Raw genomic sequence first — 18,523 nt, 5'->3', positions numbered from 1 at the left:
GTTATTGATTTCTCTATAATACAAAAGGTGGAAAGCGAAGAAGCTTATTTTTTTAGTGACTACACAAGACTAGACAAAATGGAGGTACAAACAGGATGAAAAAACTATGGTTTATATTTTCCGTATTGATTTTATCAATTGGCTTAACAGCTTGTGCGGATAAAGGTGAAAATAAAGAGACAGCAGGAGCATCAGAGGATACAGCTGATTCGAAAACAGATGCGAAAAAGGAATTAATGAAGTTTTACGTATCTATCACGCAATCTATTAATGAAGTGGATGGCGATTTAAATGCATACGAGCTTTCAGAAACAGAACCAACTGCTGAAATGAAAACAAAAGCGAGTGAATCTGCAGCAGCTGTAGCTGAGAATTTAAAGAAGATAGAGGTTCCAGCTAATTTAAAAGACCAAAAGGCTGATTTAGAAGCTGCAATTAAGGATCTTCAAGCATCATATGAGACAAAGGCAGAGGAATTGAAAAAAGACGCACCATCTTTAGATGCTGCAAACGAAACATTTATGAAGGCTGATGAAAAAATCGGCAGCTTATTCGAAAGTGTAGACTTAATGAAATCAAGCATTAATGCAGAAGTGAATAGCTAATTCACTAGTTTAGCAGGAGCATCTTTTCAATTACTATTCAAGTGTTTATTGAAACCAGTCCATTTGGTCTTAACAAGTGGACTGGTTTGTTTACTTTAAAGAGAAAGCTTGTAAACGACTCTACTGCTCTACTTGCAATTTTGTGATAACCGCTTCTAATTCCTCGATAACTTGACTTAAATCAAAGACAGCCTTCATCGTTTTTTCTGTTTGCTGATGCTGTTTCTCAGTCGTATGTTGAGCGTGCTGTGTACTTTGGACTGACTTTTCTGTAACTGATGCCATATCGACCATAGAAGAATTAACTGTTTCAGATGATAAGCTTAACTTATCAGCAAGCGTAGAAATCTCACCTATTTGAGTTGCAACTGAATTCGATGACTCAAAGATTTGGTTAAAAACACGATTCGAATCTTGAATTAACGCCAATCCAGACTTTGCGTTAGATTTCACTCGTTCCATTGCGGTAACTGATTTATTTGCCTCGACAAGATTTTGTTTCACTAAGGCAGCGATATGCTTCGATGATTCTGCTGATTGTTCTGCAAGCTTGCGAACCTCATTTGCAACAACTGAGAAGCCTTTTCCGTACTCCCCTGCACGAGCAGCCTCAATTGATGCGTTCAATGCTAATAAATTCGTTTGATCCGATATCGTTGAAATGACTTCAATAATATGTTCAATATCCTGTGAGCTATTATGTAATGTTGTAATTGTATGAAATGACTCTTCAACTGATTGATTTATTTCAGTGATTTGTTTAGACAAATCTAAAACTAATTTGGAACCTTTATTAGCTTGTTCAGCAGATATGTTGGCTTTTTCTGTAGCAATTTGTGCATTTTGACTAACCGTTTGAATCCCTGATGAAATAGAAGAAATAATGGCAACATTCTTTTCAACTGAATGCTTTTGTGTTTCAAAGCCACTAGCTACTTGAGAAATGGCCTCTGAAAGCTGTGAGCTCGCATGAAACGTAGATTGGGCATCGTTCTTTAAAAGCTGTGAAAGCTGTGTAAGCTGCTTTGAAGTCGAAGAAAGACTTGTCACAATCTCCTCAATGATTTTCCCTCTTTGCTCTCTTTGCTGAATCATTAAAGCATCTTCGATTGATTTCGTTGAAACGACCTGCCAGCCAACAGCACTTGACGTTAAAAGTAAAAAGCAAGCATGGATAATTAACATAAAAAATGAATAGCTATGTACACCAAAAACAACCTCAGGAAAAATGAAGAATCCAAGCAAATGCTGAAGTGCGAAAATGGTTGTCATCAAGGTGAGTAATCGAATATTTTGATAGTATCCAAGTGCAGCAACAACCATAAAAATACTGAAATGAAACTCGACTCTACCGCCTCCACCAGAGATGATGGCAATGCTACCAAATGTTAATGCAAGTGTAAGAAGGTAGGGAATAGCTTGATGAGAAGGTTTTTTCTTATATAGTCCTAGGCTTGCTACGACTAATAAGATTGGAATAAATAGTAATAGATTTAAAAGCAGACTGAAGCTCTTTTCAATTTCATAGGATGTAACACTATGCTCCATTACATGTCCATGGTCAAATAAATGATAAAAACGACCTAAAATATTAACGATAATAACTAAAATAATGACTAAACTTGTAATGAGTAGCATAAGCTTGTTTTTCTTGTTTATCATTTTCTTCACACTCTCAGTCTTTTAAATTAAAAACGGGATAAATTTCTAGTACATTATACCTTTTTATTTAATGAAATTTCAACCGAGTGGAAAATTATAGTCTGTTATACCTATTGTTAGGTGCTTTATATCATCCTTTAGTACCGAGACGTTCCAATAGATTGTAAGTTAGACTAAAAGGGATACTATTACAGATAATGGGGAGAGACAGTGAAACAAATTTATAGATTCATTGGTTTATTGTTCATCATCATCTTAACAGGGTGTCAAAATGATAACTCTTTTAAGATTGACAAAGTAGATGTTCAGGCTCAAGTTCTTCCTGACGGTGATTTATATGTTCAGGAGATTTTCACCTATAACGTTAAGGGAGAGATGGAATATGCTGAACGAGGCTTAGAACTACTAGGTCATGAAGGTGTAGAGTTTTTTGAAAGCTATCTTCCACCTCAAGGAAAAAGGCTAGGGGAATTCTCTTATGAAAATCTAGAGCGAGTAAATGTTGACTATAGTAATAAATATAGCTCTTATTTTTCGAAGCTTAATGCTGAGGATGAAGTGAAGCGAATTTATTATCGGTATCGAATAAATGAAGCAGCGAAAAAATATCAAGATACTGCGGAATTAGAATGGAACTTTTTCACCTTCAATGAAGCGGATCTGCACAATGTTACCATTGAAGTTCTCTTCATGCCACATAGCTATCAAGGGAAAGAAATCGAAATGTTTTCTTATAATCGAAATGGTGGAGAATTTACTGAACAAAAAGGATATTCAATTACATATAAAACCGATTTTATTTCAGAAGATGATACGTTGACACAGTATTATTTATTTCCAGCTAATCATTTATCTGAAATGAGTGTAAAAGACTCCTCGACAACAAGGGAAGAGCGATTAAAAGATGCGATTGCACGTGAAGAGAATTATCAGCTTCGTGAGTCGAGATTTGAACTCGTTGCAAAGGTATTATCGCACGTACAATGGGTGCTTATTGGACTCGTTCTTTTCTCCCTGCTGAAAGCTCATATATTAATAGCAAAATGGAAGGCACGTTCTATACCACTGTCTGAAATTGAGAGCTGGAGCCCTGTTTTCCAGATTTATGTTTACCGAAAAGGAGAAATTAAGCTTCATGATTTTCTTGCAGGTGTATTTTCGATCTACCAGAAGGGATTTCTTAGTATCAAAAAGGTTCCAGCTAGTTATCGGTTCCAGAAAGTAGAAAATGCTCTGAAGGTTACATTGCTTTTTAGTTATACAGGTAAACGAAGGGCGTTAAAGGATGCGGATTTATTCCTGTTAAGATGGCTCTTTCGTCACCATCCTGATGGGACTCAGGGGCTTATTTTAGACAGTATTGCTGAGCCATCGAAGAAGGAAAGAAACCAAAAGGGATATAAACGTAAATTACGTAGACTATTAAGTGAAGTAAAGGATTGGAAAAAGGCAATTGAAAAAGAGTTTCAAGTAGAATTTAGTATAAAGAAAAATCGCTTGCTAAAGGTGTTTAGTGTAGCGCTCGTTATCGTTCACTTTATTCTTGTGTTATCGATGTTTATTGCTGATGCGAAATCATGGCTAACTATTTGTCTATCGGCCGTTTGCTTCATAATAGGAGCCTTTCTCGTTTGGAAGTACTCGTTAAAAAAGCGAGCTGCATGTTTTTATTTTATTGGAAGCTTTTTTTTCGCAGCGCAAAGTCACGATGATACGAGTATTGTCACGTATTTTAACCTTGTCATTTTATCGATATTACTCATCATCTTAACGCCAAGAGTAAAGCTATCAAAGGAAATGATTATTAAGCGTGAAGCAGTGAAGAGATGGAGAAGGATTCTGAAATACGGTGGGATTCCGACAGAAAAAAGACAGGAAAGCTTCATGACATACGTACAGACTGCAATTGTCTTAGGTGTTGGAAAGCAATTTATTTCCAGGTTTAAAAGGAAATTTCCTCATGAACGAGTCGACGAAATTGTGTTATTTGATGAAGAGATAATGAATATGATTGAATCAGTCATAAAGCCACTTAAGCACGTAACAGAGAAAAAGGTTTCACCTAAGAAACGGACCAGTAGTTCATCTAGTGGTGATACCGGTGGTGGTGATTGGCCCTTTGATTTCGGAGGTGGAAGCGACGGTGGCGGAGATGGAGGGGGAGATTAAAACCTATCCTCTTCCATATAGGAGTGTTACTTTTATTTAAGTAGCACTCTTTTTTTGCGGAAATTGTAACCAAATGACAAGTGTACCGTCTAAAGGATAGCTTGTTAAACGGAGGTGAATATGTTGAACAGTAATAAGGATTTTGTTGATGAACAGTTTCTGCGGGAGATTATGGAGTTACATGGAACGGCATTATTGAAGCTCGTTTATTCCTATGTGAAAAATTGGTCATCAGCTGAGGATATTGTCCAAGAAACATTTATTACATTTTCCCAGAAATATGATCAATTCGAAGGGAAATCAACGTTAAAGACATGGCTCTTTCAAATAGGTGTTAATAAATCAAAAGATTTTCTCCGAAGCCCGAAAAATAAATTATATCAATTCACTTTAGGAAAAATATCGGCATTTAGTAAGGAAAAAGGTGCTGAGGAACGTGTAATCGAAAAGGATGATTCTTATTTAATAGCAAACTGCCTATTTAAGCTGCCTTTAAAATATAGAGAAGTATTAAATCTATTTTATTACGAGGAATTATCAATTAAAGAGATAGCAGATGTTTTATCCATTAGTGAATCTAACGTGAAGGTCCGCTTAAGTCGCGGGAGAGAAAAGTTCAAGCATGTGTACATAAAGGAGGTAATGGAACATGGAGGAAAAGTTGACCAAATTAAAGGACTCATTGGATAAAACCATCTATAAAGATATAAAGTTTGAACAAAGGATGCAGGAGCGGACGATCGATAAGGTATACAATAAAAGGAAAAGAAAAAACTATACACCTCTAGTTGCCTCACTATTAGCAGTTGCGGTTGCTCTAATATTGTTTTTTAATGTTTCAGAGTCATTCGATAAAAGAAATTTGGCAAGTGTAGGAATTGGTGAGGAAACCGAGGAAGCCAGTGAAAAACAAAGTGTTAATTATTTATTTGTTACACATATTGAGGAAAGTGGCCCAAGCATCATTTTAATGAATCTGAATAAAGAAACTGGTAGTGCCAAATATATAACAATTCCTAAAAATCTTTATATAAATGATAAGTATTATGAACAACCGATGACAAAGGAATCAGTTGAAGAAGCATTTGCAATAAAGGTATCAAAGGTTGTAGATGTTGACCCTAATATGCTTGGAAGCTATATTGAAAAAAATAATGGAATCGAGATAATCAACGAGTTTGATTTTAAGCAAGGTGAAAGTGAATTTAAGGAAGGGAAAATGAGATTAACAGAAGCAGAACAGCTAGTTGATTATATGAATATGAGAAAGTCCGACCCTATGGGTGGTATTGGCCGTAATAACCGTATTGCATCAGTAATGGAAGAGCTGTTTCGTCATGATGAGTTGTTATTAGATGTACTCAATCAAAGTAAACTTAGTGACTTTGATAAAGTATTACAATCAGCTCAAGGTTTTATAAATGTTGATGAAATTCAATTTGAATACCAATTTTTAGAACAGGAAAATGATAATTTTGTTCGGGGAATATTAACGGATGAAAGCCAATCCGTATTTAGAGAAACATTTGGAGGAGAAGAATAATGCTTAAATAAGGGACAGTCCCCAATACCTTTCTGGGGACTGTCCCTATTATTTTACATAAGAGTAATGTCTGTTACATTACGGTCAATGATTCTTGCGCCTTTTTTCGTAGCAAAATCTCCTTCGTTTGAAACGAAGATGTTTGCAGCAAGAATCGAATCCATTGCCGCATTTAGTGTAGCTTTGTCAACTGGTTCGATAGGTGAATCAATGCTGATTTTGACTGTTTTCCCTGCACTATTTAAAAATTGAAGTTCAAGTGTTTTAGCCAATTTTCTCCCTCCTTTTGCTTGTTAGGTTTTCCTCCTTACGCATTGATTTGGTTTGTATCATTTCGCTCTACGTAAAGAAGCGCTTCTGTTTGCAAGCTTGCGATCGCTTGTGCAGCCTGTAGCAATTGGTCTGGTGTTGCAGATGCTTTCACATTGCTGTAGCTTTTCCGTTTCGTTTTCGCTTTCTCGTTTTCATCTAATCCTATGTCAAAAACAAGGCTTAGCTGAGTTTCAAGTAATGTTTCAACTGCCATTTCCCTCACCACCTTTCATCCTTTATATACAGGGGAAGCAGAGGTGGAGTAGCGTCAAAAATAAAAAAGATTAACCTGATTTTTTGGAATAAACATGTAAAGAGGGGGAGACGTTATGCTAGCTCATCATTTGACCAATATTGTTCTGTGGAAGCTTCTAGATATCGTTGGTGATTTTCTCATTCTCTTTATCGTCATTCTTATTGCAGAGTGGTATGCAGTGAAGAAGCAGTACAATTTATTTGAAAGGGCCTGGTTACTCACTGTTGCAGTGTTAATGGTACTGATCATTTTTTTATGGGGCACATTTGGAAGGCTGCTTATTTGGCTTTAAAGTAATAATTTTGTATACATAAATCAAAATGGATTAGTGTTATTTGTTAAAGTTACTGAACTACGTTTACGCCAATCCCTTAATATAGGGTGGCGAATTTGCGTACGCTAATGGAACCAACTATATAATAGAAAATTCACTATAAATTCAAAGTAAATTTAATACTTTTGACAAATTATTTAGAAAGAAAATTCTTTTATTGAACTTAACGGCTTGTAGGTTCAGTAGAAATTTATAAGTTTAATTCAATATATATGTTTACGTATATATATACTAAGGTGTATATTTAATTCATGAATACAACTACGATGCAATTAACACTACAGACAATATCAGAGCCGAATCGTTTTAACATTGTGGAGCTTTTGAAAAAAGGACCATGTTCTGTAAATGAAATAGTTCAAGCTCTCAAAATCGGCCAACCACAGGTGTCTCGTCATTTACGTATATTGGCTGAGGCAGGATTGGTACGTTCTCGTACTAAGGGGCAGTTGCGAATATATAGCCTTGAAGCACAACCATTTCAAGATTTAGATGCTTGGTTTGATTCATTTAGCATTTTATGGGAGGAGCGTCTAGATAACTTTGAGGACTATATGCTCGACATTAAACGAAAGGAGGATAAATAAACTATAGATTTGTTCCGAATAAAACTGGTATATGAGCTATACGTTTAAGAATAATTGTAAACAAGGATGATATTGATATGAGTAGAAAGACAACAGTTCACAAAAATAAGGAACGTCGCGAGCTTATAATTGAACGTACTGTAGCAATTTCTCCTCAGTTAGCATGGGAAGGTTGGACTAAACCTGAACATATCAGTCATTGGTGGGGACCTAAATACTGGACATCTACTATATATGAGATGGATGTTAGACCTGGTGGTATTTGGTGCTATAGCATAAAACCAAATAATGGTGATGGAGAAGAGGCTTACTGTAAAGCTATTTACCAAGAGGTTATTGAACCTATGAGAATTGTCTACATCGACTCATTTACCGATAAAAATTGGTCTATTGTGGAAAATAGTGAGATGTATACTATTGTAACGATTGATGAGGTAAGAGAAGGATCCAAATTAACTATTATTACGCGTTTCAGCAATGTTGAAGACCTTAATAACGCTGAAAAAATGGGAATGGTTAAGGGCTTTACCGATGCTTTTGATAGGCTAGAAGAATATTTAATACTAAAAAGTGGAGGGAAATCATGAATACAGTTATCTCAAAAGACGGAACAAAGATTGCTTATGAAAAACAAGGAAATGGGCCAGCTGTAATTCTCGTATCATCTGCGGCAGCTGACCACAAGGATGCTGAACAACTAGCTGTACAGCTTGCTAAGTATTTTACAGTGTTTAATTATGATCGCCGTGGTAGAGGACAGAGTACTGATGCTTCGCAATATGCAGTAGAACGAGAAATAGAAGACATTGATGCTTTAATAAATGAAGCTGGAGGAAATAGTATTTTGTTCGGTAGCTCATCTGGTGCAGTGTTGGCACTTGAAGCCGCAAGCAAACTAGGAAATAAAATTACAAAACTATTTATGTATGAGCCACCTTTTATTATTGATGATAGTCGTCCTCCTGTACCTAGAGAGTATGTTGAACATTTAAATAAATTGATTAAGGAAGACAGACGTAGTGATGCTGTTGAATATTTCATGAGTAAAGCCCTTGGAATACCTTTAGAATATCTAGAGCATATGAAGTCAGATCCTTCTTGGAAGATAATGGAGAATTTAGCTCATACTCTTGCCTACGATGGTATGATTATGGGAGAAACACAATTAGGTAACCCTTTACCAACTGACCGGTGGGATGTAAATATTCCTGTAACAATCATAATCGGTGAAAATAGTGAACCCTACTTCCACAAGGCAGCTAAGTCACTTGTTGAATTGTTGCCTCTAGCTAAATACGAAAAGCTTATGGGGCAAGATCACTCTGCAGTTATGATGGCTCCAGACAAATTAGCACATGCGGTAGTGGAATTTTCTAAAAGCTATCAAAATTCAAATGAAGCATCGATATAATCTAACATTGTTAAGAATCTTCAACATATGGGCACATTTCTTGAATAAGGGATGCGCCTTTTATTATTTGAACCATTTTAGAAAATGGAAGTAATAAAACGACAAAACACATTCCATATTGAGGAGCATGAGTAAGGCTCTTAGTTGTCACACTAATATGCCTTACTACTATAGGTGAATTTCCTGATAGAAAGTACCAATTAGAAAACCTCAGAAGTTAGGGGAATATTCGTAAAATAGACTAAACGGTTTTATTCTCCTCTTCTATAGCCATCACCTCTCTTGCTGCCTCAATAAAAGATAAGATGATAGGTGAAAGCCATTTGTCTTTATGCCATGCCATCTGTGTATATACGTGTAAATTGGGAATTTGCCATGGAAGAGCAACAAGTTCACCTCGTTTCACTTCTGCTTCCACTGTTATTTCAGGAAGAAAGGCAATACCGATTCCTGTAATTGCACATTGTTTAATGGCTTCGGCATTTTGAAATTCTAAATAAGTAATACTATCAATACCCTTTTTCTCAAATGAACGGTCAAACATGGTTCGATAGGTACAACCCTTTTAATTAACAAGGAACACTTCTTCGTGAAAATCTTCAGGCTGGAGTACAGTTCGTTTCGCAAGATGATGATCTGGTGCGACGAAAAAGCGGAAGGTTTCTTCTAGCAAAGGTTCTACTGTAAGTCCTGTTGAGAGAATGGGCTCGTCTAGCATAAAAACGACATCCGCAGTACCCTCGAATAGCGTTTGCTTGAGTTGCTGATTAGGAACAGAGCGGAAGATGAGACGAACTTTCGGGTAACGCGAACGAAAAAGCTGAAAGACAGCTGGAAGCCGATAGGCGCATAGAACCTCGTTGGCACTTATCGTTAAGGTGCCGCTTAGACTTTCAGTGTCATGAACGACACTGCGAGCTTCATCCAATTTGTCTAGGACACTTTGAATATGAGTTAAGAAGCGTTTACCAGCAGTCGTGAGAACGAGCTGCTTGCCTAATCGGTCAAAGAGACGAACACCAAGCTCTTCCTCCAATGCTTTTATTTGCATTGTGACGTTGGAGGGGACGTAATTTAGCACTTCCGCTGCCCGACTGAAATTTAAAGTTGATGCAACCGTACGGAATGTAATCAGTTGGCGCAATTCCATCATACTACCCCCATTTTACTTTCAATATTTTTGAATACTACTTTGAATTTTGTTCACTTTAATTGAGGTTATCACAGCTTTATACTAACAACAAGAAGTACATTCTAAATGTTTGTGTTTCATTTGAAGGGAGCGACAAGACAATGGAATATGAGATTTTTAATTTAGGTGACGTAACATTGCAATCAGGAGTGACGTTACCGAATGCTTTTCTTGCTTATAAGACTTATGGAAAGCTGAATGAAAAGAAAGATAATGTCATCATCTATCCAACTGCATTTGGGGACCAGCATGTTCAGAATGAATGGTTGATCGGAAACGGTATGGCACTAGATCCGAGTAAATATTTCATTATCGTTCCAAATCTGCTAGGGAACGGATTATCTTCGTCTCCTAGTAACACGCCTGCGCCATTTGACAATGCTAATTTTCCTCAGGTAAGCATCTATGATAACGTTAATTTCCAGTATCGGCTGGTGACCGAAAAATTCGGTATTCAAAAGATTGCACTCGTGGTTGGATGGTCAATGGGTGCCATACAATCATTCCAATGGGGGGCGAGCTATCCCGACATAGTGGAACGAATTGCCCCTTTCTGCGGAGGTGCAAAGACTTGGCCACAAACGTATGTGGTCCTGAATGGAATGAAAGCTGCCCTCATGGCTGCAGTTGGTTTCGATTCAAATAAACTAAACAAGTTGACTTCTGCAGACATGCGCGCTGTTGGCAATGTCTATGCGGGATGGGGAGTATCGCAAGCGTTTTACAGAGAGGAACTTTATCGTGAAATGGGATATGACTCATTAGAAGGTTTTGTAGCTGGGGTTTGGGAAGATAGCTTTATGAAGATGAATCCGCACAATGTCCTGGCAATGTTATGGACAGGTCAAAATGCAAATATTAGTGCAAACCCCGCTTATCATGGTGATTTCGATGCGGCACTTAAAACGATTAAAGCAATTACCTGCATCATGCCAGGGAGCACAGATTTATTCTGTACGGTAGACGATAACAAATACGAAGCTAAGCTTATCCCCAATGCTGTTTGTCATCCTATTGAATCGATCTGGGGTCATTTTGCTGGTCGCGGAATCAACATTGTCGATAATAAATTTATTGATGAAAACTTAAAACATTTGTTGGCGCTTAGTGGAAATGGCTAGAGCGTAATTAGTTAATGTTGCGGCAGGAAATGTCAGAGTAGATAAAGATAACAAAAGGTAATGGCTTTACATTAGCTAAAACGCCAATCCTGTAATAAAGGGTGGCGTTTTTGCATACATGCTAATGGTACGAACAATATCATAGAAAAAACTATATATTCAATAAAGGTTTAATATTTCGGTCAATTTATATAGAGAAAATATTCCTTTAAGCTGTTTCTGGTTACGATTATTCAAATGGTTTTGAATAGCATCTATTACAGTTCTAACTTCTTCAAGATCATGGTGGTTTAATTCCTTAATCTCCTTTTTTAATTGAATGACCTCATATGAATAAACTGCGTTCTGAGTTATTTTCATTAATAATACTTTTATGAGCTGGAATGGGTCAAATAGGCGATAGTTATTAAGTTCTCCTCTTTTGGACGTAATAAATCCTTCCTTTTCCCAATATCGAATAGTCGAAGGAGGAATATTTGTCTGAAGGGACAGTTCTCCTATAGACATAGAGTGTTCATAATTCAAGTTTTCCAGGTGTTTATTTACGCGATCAATAATCATTTTGTCTTCATAATTTGCTACTTGGGCATTATTTAGTATCCAAAGAGCAGCGTCTAGTTCTTTTTGTTGCAACTTTTTTAAAACAGCTGATGTTATATCCATTCCAAACCCAGGAGACATCGCTACGATACATTCAAAATATGCTATATGTTCCTTTGTATATATTCTATAACCAGTGGATGACCGTTCAGGTTTCGGAACAATTCCTCTATCTTCATAGCTTCTTAAAGTGCTTGTACTAATATTTAATTTTTTTGCAATATCTATAGGTCTTATTTTCTTCAATGAAGCCACTCCCAAATTTATCAACTGTATTAATATGTAAAGTTTATCAAATTAGGTGTTGTAAAATAACCCATATTTTCCAAGAACTTTATAATTGGCTTTAATGTTGTAAGCTTGATTTATAGGATGAAAAAATAAGGAGGGATTCATTTGACAACAGTAAATATTCAACCGGAAATGACAATCGATGAGTTAGGAGAAATGCTATCTACTTATATAAAAGAATATTGGATAGAAGTATTGAACAGGAATATCAAAGAGCTTGAACAGCTATTTCCGAAATATGAAGATGCAACATATGGCATGTATTTAGATAAACTTATTCCACCCATTTGGAAACGATTAAAAGAAAATGGTTTTCGATCTATAGAAAAAACGAAAGAAGATGACTTTGTTATTGGTGAGTGTCTACATTTTAGAAATTCGATGGAAAAGGCTAAGTGGGGCACACCTCATCATGAAAAACGCGTTTTTTGGATTGTGATTGAAAATCAACATAAAGAAAAGATAGGAACTCTACTGTTTGAGTTATCACATTCACATCTTGAGTTTAACTTGCCAGCTCCGCCAAGGTTCCTCCCTTTAGAAGAAATTAAGCGAGAAGAAATCATTAAAAAAATTATTCAACTAGAAGAGAATTTGTCATAATCAAAAAGTCTACTTATTTAAGTGACCAATATAATAAATGATTACAATAATTGAATTGAAATCAAAATGAAATGAATGCAAAAACTATTTCCTAGGGTGATTTTATGAGCGATAACAAATTCATTGACAGGAATCCAATTATTCTCGAAAGAATTATTAAAACAAATTCTATATAGGGAGGATTTCCATGACTGTAAAAATAGAAGAATACGAACTTTTGAACATAGATTCAGGGCCTTACGGAATAACCACAGGAAAAGATGGAACGCTTTTATTTACACAGCATAAAGCCAATCAAATTGGTCGAATAACAGTTAATGGAGAAGTCACTCATTTTGCTGTTCCGACTTCTAATGCAGGTGTGATGTCTATAATCTCCACAACAAAGGGGGATGTATGGTTTACGGAAAATAAGGCTAATAAAATTGGAAAACTAACAGCAGCAGGTGAAGTGATTGAATATGTCTTGCCTCACCCAAATTCAGCACCTTTTGGAATAACGGAAGGGCACAATGGAGACATTTGGTTTACGGAAATGAATGGAAATAGAATTGGACGGATATTGCGATCAGGTGAAATGATTGAATATGATTTACCGAATCCTAGTGCCTATCCTTCCTTTATTGTTGCTGGGCCAGATGATGCGATTTGGTTTACTGAGAATCAAAGTAATCAAATTGGACGGATTACACCTTTTGGTGAGATAACAAATTATCTTTTGCCTACAAAGCATGCTGGTCCTGTAGGTATTACATGTGGACCTGACAACGCCATCTGGTTCGTAGAAATTAACGGAAATAAAATCGGCAGAATTACTCCTTCGGGAACGATAAGTGAGTATACCATCCCTACTGCTAATGCTCGCCCTCATGCAATCGTAACAGGTCCTGATCGTGCTTTATGGTTTACGGAATGGGGAAGTAATCAAATTGGTCGAATGACAATGACAGGTGAATTTACAGAATATGAAATTCCTACACAAAATGCTGAGCCACATGGAATTGTATTAGGACCCGATGATGCGATTTGGTTTGCTGAGGAATGCAATAAGATAGGTAGGCTAAGTATATTAAAAAAATCATGAAAGGATGTAGATGCTATGGAATCAAATAAGCAGCATGGGCCAAATCCTAACGAAAAATATCCGATTAAAGGAAATGATGCTGTACAATTTATTAAAAATACAATTACAAGACCAAACATTATTGTGGGTGATTACACATATTACGATGCAAGAAATGGTGAATCCTTTGAAGACCAAGTGTTATACCACTACGAATTTTTCGGTGACCAACTTGTCATAGGGAAGTTTTGTGCTATCGCACCTGGGGTAACGTTTGTTATGAATGGAGCTAATCATAGAATGGATGGTTTTTCTACGTACCCATTCAACATTTTCGGGCACGGATGGGAGAACTATACGCCAACGTTAGAACAGCTACCATTTAAAGGTGATACAATAATTGGAAATGACGTTTGGATTGGAATGGATACTGTTATTATGCCTGGAATAAAAATAGGGGATGGTGCAATTATAGCAGCTAAATCAGTTATTACGAATGATGTAGAGCCTTACACGATCGTCGGTGGGAATCCTGGAAAGAAAATTAAAAATCGTTTCTCAGAAGAAATTGTAAACGAATTACTAGAAATTAAATGGTGGGAATTAGACATCGAGATTATTTCTGCGCATATTAATGTGATCGTGAATGGAGATATAAAGAATTTAAGACATTTAAAAAATAATCTATGACAAGTAGTAATATACATCAGAGGTTTTAATATGAGGAGGAATCCGAATGGCTCCGTTTATTCTATTGATTGTGTCATTCTTAATTTTTCGTTTGAGCGGTTTTCTTGGATTGTCTTATTTTGCTGACTGGGAAACTTCTTTACGATTCGCTGTTGCTCTAATGTTTATATTTACTGCAACGGCACATTGGGGAAAAAGACGTCCTGATCTTATTAAAATGGTCCCTCCATCTCTGTCAAATCCAGATTTCATCGTGACCATTACAGGGATATTCGAAATCGTAGGCGCTATAGGTTTATTAATTCCCATCACTTCAGCTATAGCTTCATTTGGTTTGGCACTCTTACTTATTGTGATGTTTCCAGCTAATATTCGCGCTGCACGAAAAGGGATTACAATTGGTGGAAGACCAAGCACTTCTCTTTTGCCACGAACGATTTTACAAATACTTTTTTTGATCGCTGTTATTTTGGCTGGATAAGTATTTCATAGGAAGGTTAAAGTGGAACGGTATTCTGATGGGGATTGAAATTTTGATGTTGAAAATACTAAAATTCAACATCAAAAAGCTATTGATGAATTTGTGCTCGTGCTCAGAGATTCTGCATTGATTCTTCATCTTAGTAAAGATGATGTTTAATCAAAATAAAGTTAGAAACACCTTTGAAAAATTGAAGGGTTTTAATATCTAAAATCAAAGTAAATTACCTTGTACTAACACGTACGGTAACAAAAAAGGATTATTGTCATTTCTGATGTTTTCCAGATTGTACAGTAAGGATGACAATAAACCATCAAGCATAATGAACCATACCACTTTCAAAAAAAAGCACAATTCCAATGCACAGAGGAATTGTGCTTTATAACTTAATAGTAACTTCTGTTCCATCTTTAAAGCTTGTTTCAAGCAACAGGAGACCTTTTTCCTTTGAAAGTTCCTTTAGCAAGAGCTTTAAATCATCCCACTTTATATAAGGGATTTGAAAATTCTTCTTTCCTTTTTTTATTACACGATTTACAAGCACATGGATTCTCTTTGAAGTGAGGATTCTAAGGGAAAAATGTAAAAAGGCATACGGGACTAGAATAATAAATCGTCTGCCTTTCACTTTAATTTTTATCTTTATCATTTTATTCAATAACAACCAGTACTTTGTCTCCGTTTGCTGAGGTAATATCGACAATTTGTCCGTCCAATTCATTATCAATAGCTTCAATTAAAAGTTCAACATCTAAATCTTTTATATATTTCTCAGATTCGGGAAATTTTTCAGCGATACTTGTTCCGACCTTTAAAACAGCTTTTATGAGTTTTATTGGCAGATTAACATTAACATTGTCACCATCTTCTGAAGTAACACGGATTTTTAGCATTTTATTTAAGTAGGAACTAGAGGTTTGTTTATTTAGATTGACTTGATTACCGTTTTCTTGCAGTGCATTGATTAATTCAGCAGCCTTTTCTTTATCCAGCTTTCCTTCTTCAACCATTGTTAATATTCTTGAAATTTCCTCACTCATTTTAGGATTCCTCCCCATTTAATATCTTAATTGCTTCTTCGGCTGTTATTTCACCTTTCTCCAGCATTGAAATTACTTTTTTACGATCAATTTTTTCAACCTTCTTAGTGGTAGGAAATCCTAGAGATGAGATGATGTCGTCTAATTTTCCACGAACGGTAGGATAGGATATACCAAGTTCCTTTTCCACTTCTTTAATATTTCCACGGCACTTTAGAAAGGTTTCAATAAAACTAAGCTGTTCCTTGTTAAGCCTTGCAAATTTTGAAAGTTCAAATTCATTTTCAATTGTAGTATGACAATGAGTGCACTGTAGCTTTGTGATTTTTAATTGCTTATTACAAACAGGGCACTCTGAAATAAGAGGATACGCCATATTTCCCTCCTTTAGTATTTATAATTCAATCTTACATAAGATGATTAAAAAAGTAAATAGTTGGATTGAATAAATTAAAATATATTTCATGTTATATTAAATAATTTAATTTATAAATTAATAAAATGAATTCCAACTTTGCGATTGAATTAATTTCTAAGCAGAAGTCTCACACTATCACGTTCATTTCTAAAAAAAATTAAAAAAATTTTGTCCGTGACGCTACCCGACGGTCACTACATCCCTATATATGAAATGACAGAGGTTTTTCAAAGTATGGACAACCTTTGAGAATCTTTTTAAGGGAGAGTAGAATCATGGAAAAACTTACTTTTGAAACAATTAAAACATATCAATCGTTCGAAAGCACAGAAGAGATGGATAAGGCTGTACGTGGATTTTTATATAAGCATAAATGGGAATTATCTGAAGGAGATTTAAAGGTGCTGCAACAAATTTGGCGACATTCTGTTAAAGTCATTGGCGTTTCCTTTGCGAAATATGAGTATATTGCTGACCAGGCAAATGTAAGTCGCCGAACAGCAATGCGTGCTGTGAAGAAGTTTGTTGAGAAGGGGCTCATTAAAAAAATTCCTACTGCAAGAATGAACGGGAAGCAAGGGGTGAATATCCTTATTATTCAGCCTTTTGCATCAATCGATTCGTTAAAAACTGATGTGTCACCGCATGCTGTCACTCCAGCTGACACTCCTAATAAAACAGAGAAAAAGCAAGACTCACTCTGTGAGAAAGATCTAAAACCTAATAACGTTAAGAAAGAGGTGGAGCCAACGGTTGAACAGTTAGATACGAGCTTTTTACCAGATACAGTTAATCCTCAATTTGTCAATGCAGCAAAACCATTTTTTTCTGCAATTGAAATTTATCACCTTTGGAAACGAGTCATCCTTGTCTATAACAAAATGAATTTGCAAAAGGATCTTGAAGATGTTATCGATCAGGTCATTTATGCATTTAAACAAACGGTATTTGCCAAAAAGCTTGGATCTATTAGGTCATCGTTTGCAGGTTATTTTTACGGTGTGTTGTATTCCGTACTAATTGTTGAAAAACGGAAGGAAATGAAGGGCAAATACTTTGACTTCTTAGATGGACAGTACGAAGTATAGCATCTCCCTTTTAAGGACTAGGACTTTACAGCGACATTAGGAATTTGAAGACTCATTCAAAAGCGTTGTGTGCTAATGTGAAAATCTTATTAGACAGCGAAGTATGAGAAATTCATTTTACCTGAATGTGAAGGCACATCTTAAGTATTTCTTAAAATAAGTTTTTGTATTCCAATCACCTTGTCCTTACTCTTTGAATACAATGTATGAAAAAGGTGATGATAATGAAGCTATTAACATTTTTAGCGAATTGGTATGATGCAAATCGGAAAAAGCATATAGAAAAAATGCGACTTGAGGGGAAATGTCCAATTTGTAAAGGCGTAGGCTTTGAAACGATCGCTACCACATATATAGGACACACAGTTGAATGTCATTCATGCAATGGAACTGGTTTGTACACAGAATGGGAAAAATCGAGCGTTTAACACTTCTGCTATGCAAACCTTCTGACAGAAATTGTGTTGGAAGGTTTTTTATTTAGCTTGGTTGTAAAAAAAGAAAAAAATAATGCTAGCGATACATATTAATGTTTTCCGTAGAGAAAATAAACGTGATTAAAAACTAATTTGAAAGGAAGGATTCACTTTGAATCGAAAATGGCTTCTTACGCTTGCGTCGATTATGATGTCTTTTATGGTAGTGGTCGGCTGTAATAATAATGAACCTGATCCGGCTCCAGCACCAGGTGATGTATTAGAGGATGATAATAACAATAATAATGGTAACAATGGGGATACAACACCAGATACAAATGGTAATAACAATGATGGAGACAATACAGTACCTGGTGTTGATGAAAACGACACAATCAATAAAGATGATGAAAATGATGGGAATAGAGATCCAGAAGATGTCATTGAAGATCCACAAGATATGGGTGACGAAAATAGAAAGGATCAATAAAAAAGGTTCTTTGAAGGAAAAGTCCTCCGAAAAGGTACCGACCCCCAGAAGTTAGAGTAATAAATCTAACTTCTGGGGGTATTATTATGGCCAAATATAGTGAGGAATTTAAAATAAAGATTGTTACCGAATATTTGAATGGAAATCTTGG

Annotated in this window: 22 protein-coding genes and 1 pseudogene; 16 read left to right on the top strand and 7 right to left on the bottom strand. The window is 35.9% G+C overall.

Going from position 1 to position 18,523, the window contains the following annotated elements; translation table 11 throughout:
• Positions 1-95 precede the first annotated feature (95 nt).
• Entirely contained in the window at positions 96-605 is a 510-nt protein-coding gene (locus tag ACTJJ9_RS15015; protein ID WP_095299548.1) for a hypothetical protein, read from the top strand.
• A gap of 120 nt (positions 606-725) precedes the next feature.
• Here the strand turns inward: ACTJJ9_RS15015 and ACTJJ9_RS15010 are convergent, their stop codons facing one another.
• Complete coding sequence (locus ACTJJ9_RS15010; protein WP_145581196.1) at positions 726-2,267, bottom strand: methyl-accepting chemotaxis protein; 1,542 nt, start codon at positions 2,265-2,267, stop codon at positions 726-728.
• A gap of 210 nt (positions 2,268-2,477) precedes the next feature.
• Here ACTJJ9_RS15010 and ACTJJ9_RS15005 point away from each other — a divergent pair, with 210 nt between their 5' ends.
• The 3 genes from ACTJJ9_RS15005 (at position 2,478) to ACTJJ9_RS14995 (ending at position 5,979) form a co-directional block, all read left to right on the top strand.
• On the top strand, positions 2,478-4,436 hold the full coding sequence (locus tag ACTJJ9_RS15005; protein ID WP_440768704.1) for a DUF2207 domain-containing protein: 1,959 nt from the start codon (positions 2,478-2,480) through the stop codon (positions 4,434-4,436).
• Positions 4,437-4,556: 120 nt separating this feature from the next.
• On the top strand, positions 4,557-5,126 hold the full coding sequence (locus ACTJJ9_RS15000) for a sigma-70 family RNA polymerase sigma factor (protein WP_145581193.1): 570 nt from the start codon (positions 4,557-4,559) through the stop codon (positions 5,124-5,126).
• Complete coding sequence (locus tag ACTJJ9_RS14995) at positions 5,086-5,979, top strand: LCP family glycopolymer transferase (protein WP_145581192.1); 894 nt, start codon at positions 5,086-5,088, stop codon at positions 5,977-5,979. Before ACTJJ9_RS15000 ends, ACTJJ9_RS14995 begins: the two co-directional genes overlap by 41 nt.
• 53 nt (positions 5,980-6,032) lie before the next feature.
• Here the strand turns inward: ACTJJ9_RS14995 and ACTJJ9_RS14990 are convergent, their stop codons facing one another.
• Positions 6,033-6,251 (bottom strand): DUF2922 domain-containing protein, encoded by a 219-nt coding sequence (locus tag ACTJJ9_RS14990; protein WP_095299553.1) that lies wholly within the window; start codon positions 6,249-6,251, stop codon positions 6,033-6,035.
• A gap of 35 nt (positions 6,252-6,286) precedes the next feature.
• A complete protein-coding gene (locus tag ACTJJ9_RS14985; protein WP_145581191.1) occupies positions 6,287-6,505 on the bottom strand; it encodes a DUF1659 domain-containing protein in 219 nt (72 codons plus the stop codon).
• 115 nt (positions 6,506-6,620) lie between these two features.
• Between ACTJJ9_RS14985 and ACTJJ9_RS14980 the strand changes: the two genes are divergently transcribed.
• The 4 genes from ACTJJ9_RS14980 to ACTJJ9_RS14965 all read left to right on the top strand — a co-directional run bounded on the left by ACTJJ9_RS14980 (position 6,621) and on the right by ACTJJ9_RS14965 (position 8,879).
• Positions 6,621-6,839 carry a hypothetical protein gene (locus ACTJJ9_RS14980; RefSeq protein WP_095299555.1) on the top strand — a complete coding sequence of 73 codons (219 nt, stop codon included), beginning with the start codon at positions 6,621-6,623 and terminating at the stop codon, positions 6,837-6,839.
• A 293-nt stretch (positions 6,840-7,132) separates the two neighbouring features.
• Positions 7,133-7,468, top strand: coding sequence for an ArsR/SmtB family transcription factor (locus ACTJJ9_RS14975; protein ID WP_145581190.1), 336 nt, complete (start codon positions 7,133-7,135; stop codon positions 7,466-7,468).
• Positions 7,469-7,545: 77 nt separating this feature from the next.
• Positions 7,546-8,055 carry an SRPBCC domain-containing protein gene (locus ACTJJ9_RS14970; protein WP_145581189.1) on the top strand — a complete coding sequence of 170 codons (510 nt, stop codon included), beginning with the start codon at positions 7,546-7,548 and terminating at the stop codon, positions 8,053-8,055.
• A complete protein-coding gene (locus ACTJJ9_RS14965; RefSeq protein WP_145581188.1) occupies positions 8,052-8,879 on the top strand; it encodes an alpha/beta fold hydrolase in 828 nt (275 codons plus the stop codon). Before ACTJJ9_RS14970 ends, ACTJJ9_RS14965 begins: the two co-directional genes overlap by 4 nt.
• A gap of 241 nt (positions 8,880-9,120) precedes the next feature.
• Here ACTJJ9_RS14965 and ACTJJ9_RS14960 read toward each other — a convergent pair.
• A pseudogene (locus ACTJJ9_RS14960) lies at positions 9,121-10,029 on the bottom strand (LysR family transcriptional regulator).
• A gap of 143 nt (positions 10,030-10,172) precedes the next feature.
• Here ACTJJ9_RS14960 and ACTJJ9_RS14955 point away from each other — a divergent pair.
• Entirely contained in the window at positions 10,173-11,192 is a 1,020-nt protein-coding gene (locus ACTJJ9_RS14955) for an alpha/beta fold hydrolase (RefSeq protein WP_145581187.1), read from the top strand.
• Positions 11,193-11,351: 159 nt separating this feature from the next.
• Here the strand turns inward: ACTJJ9_RS14955 and ACTJJ9_RS14950 are convergent, their stop codons facing one another.
• The gene (locus ACTJJ9_RS14950; RefSeq protein ID WP_145581186.1) at positions 11,352-12,038 is read right to left on the bottom strand and encodes a MerR family DNA-binding transcriptional regulator; all 687 of its coding nucleotides are present in this window, start codon (positions 12,036-12,038) and stop codon (positions 11,352-11,354) included.
• A gap of 150 nt (positions 12,039-12,188) precedes the next feature.
• Between ACTJJ9_RS14950 and ACTJJ9_RS14945 the strand changes: the two genes are divergently transcribed.
• From ACTJJ9_RS14945 to ACTJJ9_RS14930, 4 genes are all read left to right on the top strand, one after another.
• Positions 12,189-12,686 carry a DUF6022 family protein gene (locus tag ACTJJ9_RS14945; RefSeq protein ID WP_222124771.1) on the top strand — a complete coding sequence of 166 codons (498 nt, stop codon included), beginning with the start codon at positions 12,189-12,191 and terminating at the stop codon, positions 12,684-12,686.
• Between the two features lie 187 nt (positions 12,687-12,873).
• A complete protein-coding gene (locus ACTJJ9_RS14940; protein WP_145581185.1) occupies positions 12,874-13,770 on the top strand; it encodes a virginiamycin B lyase family protein in 897 nt (298 codons plus the stop codon).
• A gap of 15 nt (positions 13,771-13,785) precedes the next feature.
• The gene (locus ACTJJ9_RS14935) at positions 13,786-14,439 is read left to right on the top strand and encodes a Vat family streptogramin A O-acetyltransferase (protein WP_145581184.1); all 654 of its coding nucleotides are present in this window, start codon (positions 13,786-13,788) and stop codon (positions 14,437-14,439) included.
• Between the two features lie 46 nt (positions 14,440-14,485).
• The gene (locus ACTJJ9_RS14930) at positions 14,486-14,920 is read left to right on the top strand and encodes a DoxX family protein (protein WP_440768703.1); all 435 of its coding nucleotides are present in this window, start codon (positions 14,486-14,488) and stop codon (positions 14,918-14,920) included.
• Between the two features lie 650 nt (positions 14,921-15,570).
• On the opposite strand, the gene ACTJJ9_RS14925 is transcribed toward ACTJJ9_RS14930, so the two are convergent.
• Together ACTJJ9_RS14925 and ACTJJ9_RS14920 are read right to left on the bottom strand one after the other, a co-directional pair.
• Positions 15,571-15,960: an SHOCT-like domain-containing protein gene (locus tag ACTJJ9_RS14925; RefSeq protein ID WP_145581181.1), complete on the bottom strand. Its 390-nt coding sequence runs from the start codon at positions 15,958-15,960 to the stop codon at positions 15,571-15,573.
• A gap of 1 nt (position 15,961) precedes the next feature.
• Entirely contained in the window at positions 15,962-16,336 is a 375-nt protein-coding gene (locus tag ACTJJ9_RS14920; protein ID WP_145581180.1) for a DUF2089 domain-containing protein, read from the bottom strand.
• Positions 16,337-16,653: 317 nt separating this feature from the next.
• On the opposite strand from ACTJJ9_RS14920, the gene ACTJJ9_RS14915 reads away from it, so the two are divergent.
• The 3 genes from ACTJJ9_RS14915 to ACTJJ9_RS14905 all read left to right on the top strand — a co-directional run bounded on the left by ACTJJ9_RS14915 (position 16,654) and on the right by ACTJJ9_RS14905 (position 18,372).
• Positions 16,654-17,466 (top strand): helix-turn-helix domain-containing protein, encoded by an 813-nt coding sequence (locus ACTJJ9_RS14915; RefSeq protein WP_145581179.1) that lies wholly within the window; start codon positions 16,654-16,656, stop codon positions 17,464-17,466.
• A 224-nt stretch (positions 17,467-17,690) separates the two neighbouring features.
• Positions 17,691-17,894: a methionine aminopeptidase gene (locus ACTJJ9_RS14910; RefSeq protein ID WP_145581178.1), complete on the top strand. Its 204-nt coding sequence runs from the start codon at positions 17,691-17,693 to the stop codon at positions 17,892-17,894.
• 160 nt (positions 17,895-18,054) lie between these two features.
• Positions 18,055-18,372: a hypothetical protein gene (locus ACTJJ9_RS14905; protein WP_145581177.1), complete on the top strand. Its 318-nt coding sequence runs from the start codon at positions 18,055-18,057 to the stop codon at positions 18,370-18,372.
• Positions 18,373-18,523: the final 151 nt, after the last annotated feature.

This window comes from Metabacillus sp. 22489, assembly GCF_052044855.1.
GTDB lineage: Bacteria > Bacillota > Bacilli > Bacillales > Bacillaceae > Metabacillus > Metabacillus niabensis.
The sequence above is the reverse complement of the archived record's forward strand: the minus strand, read 5'-3'. Positions and strand labels throughout refer to the sequence as shown.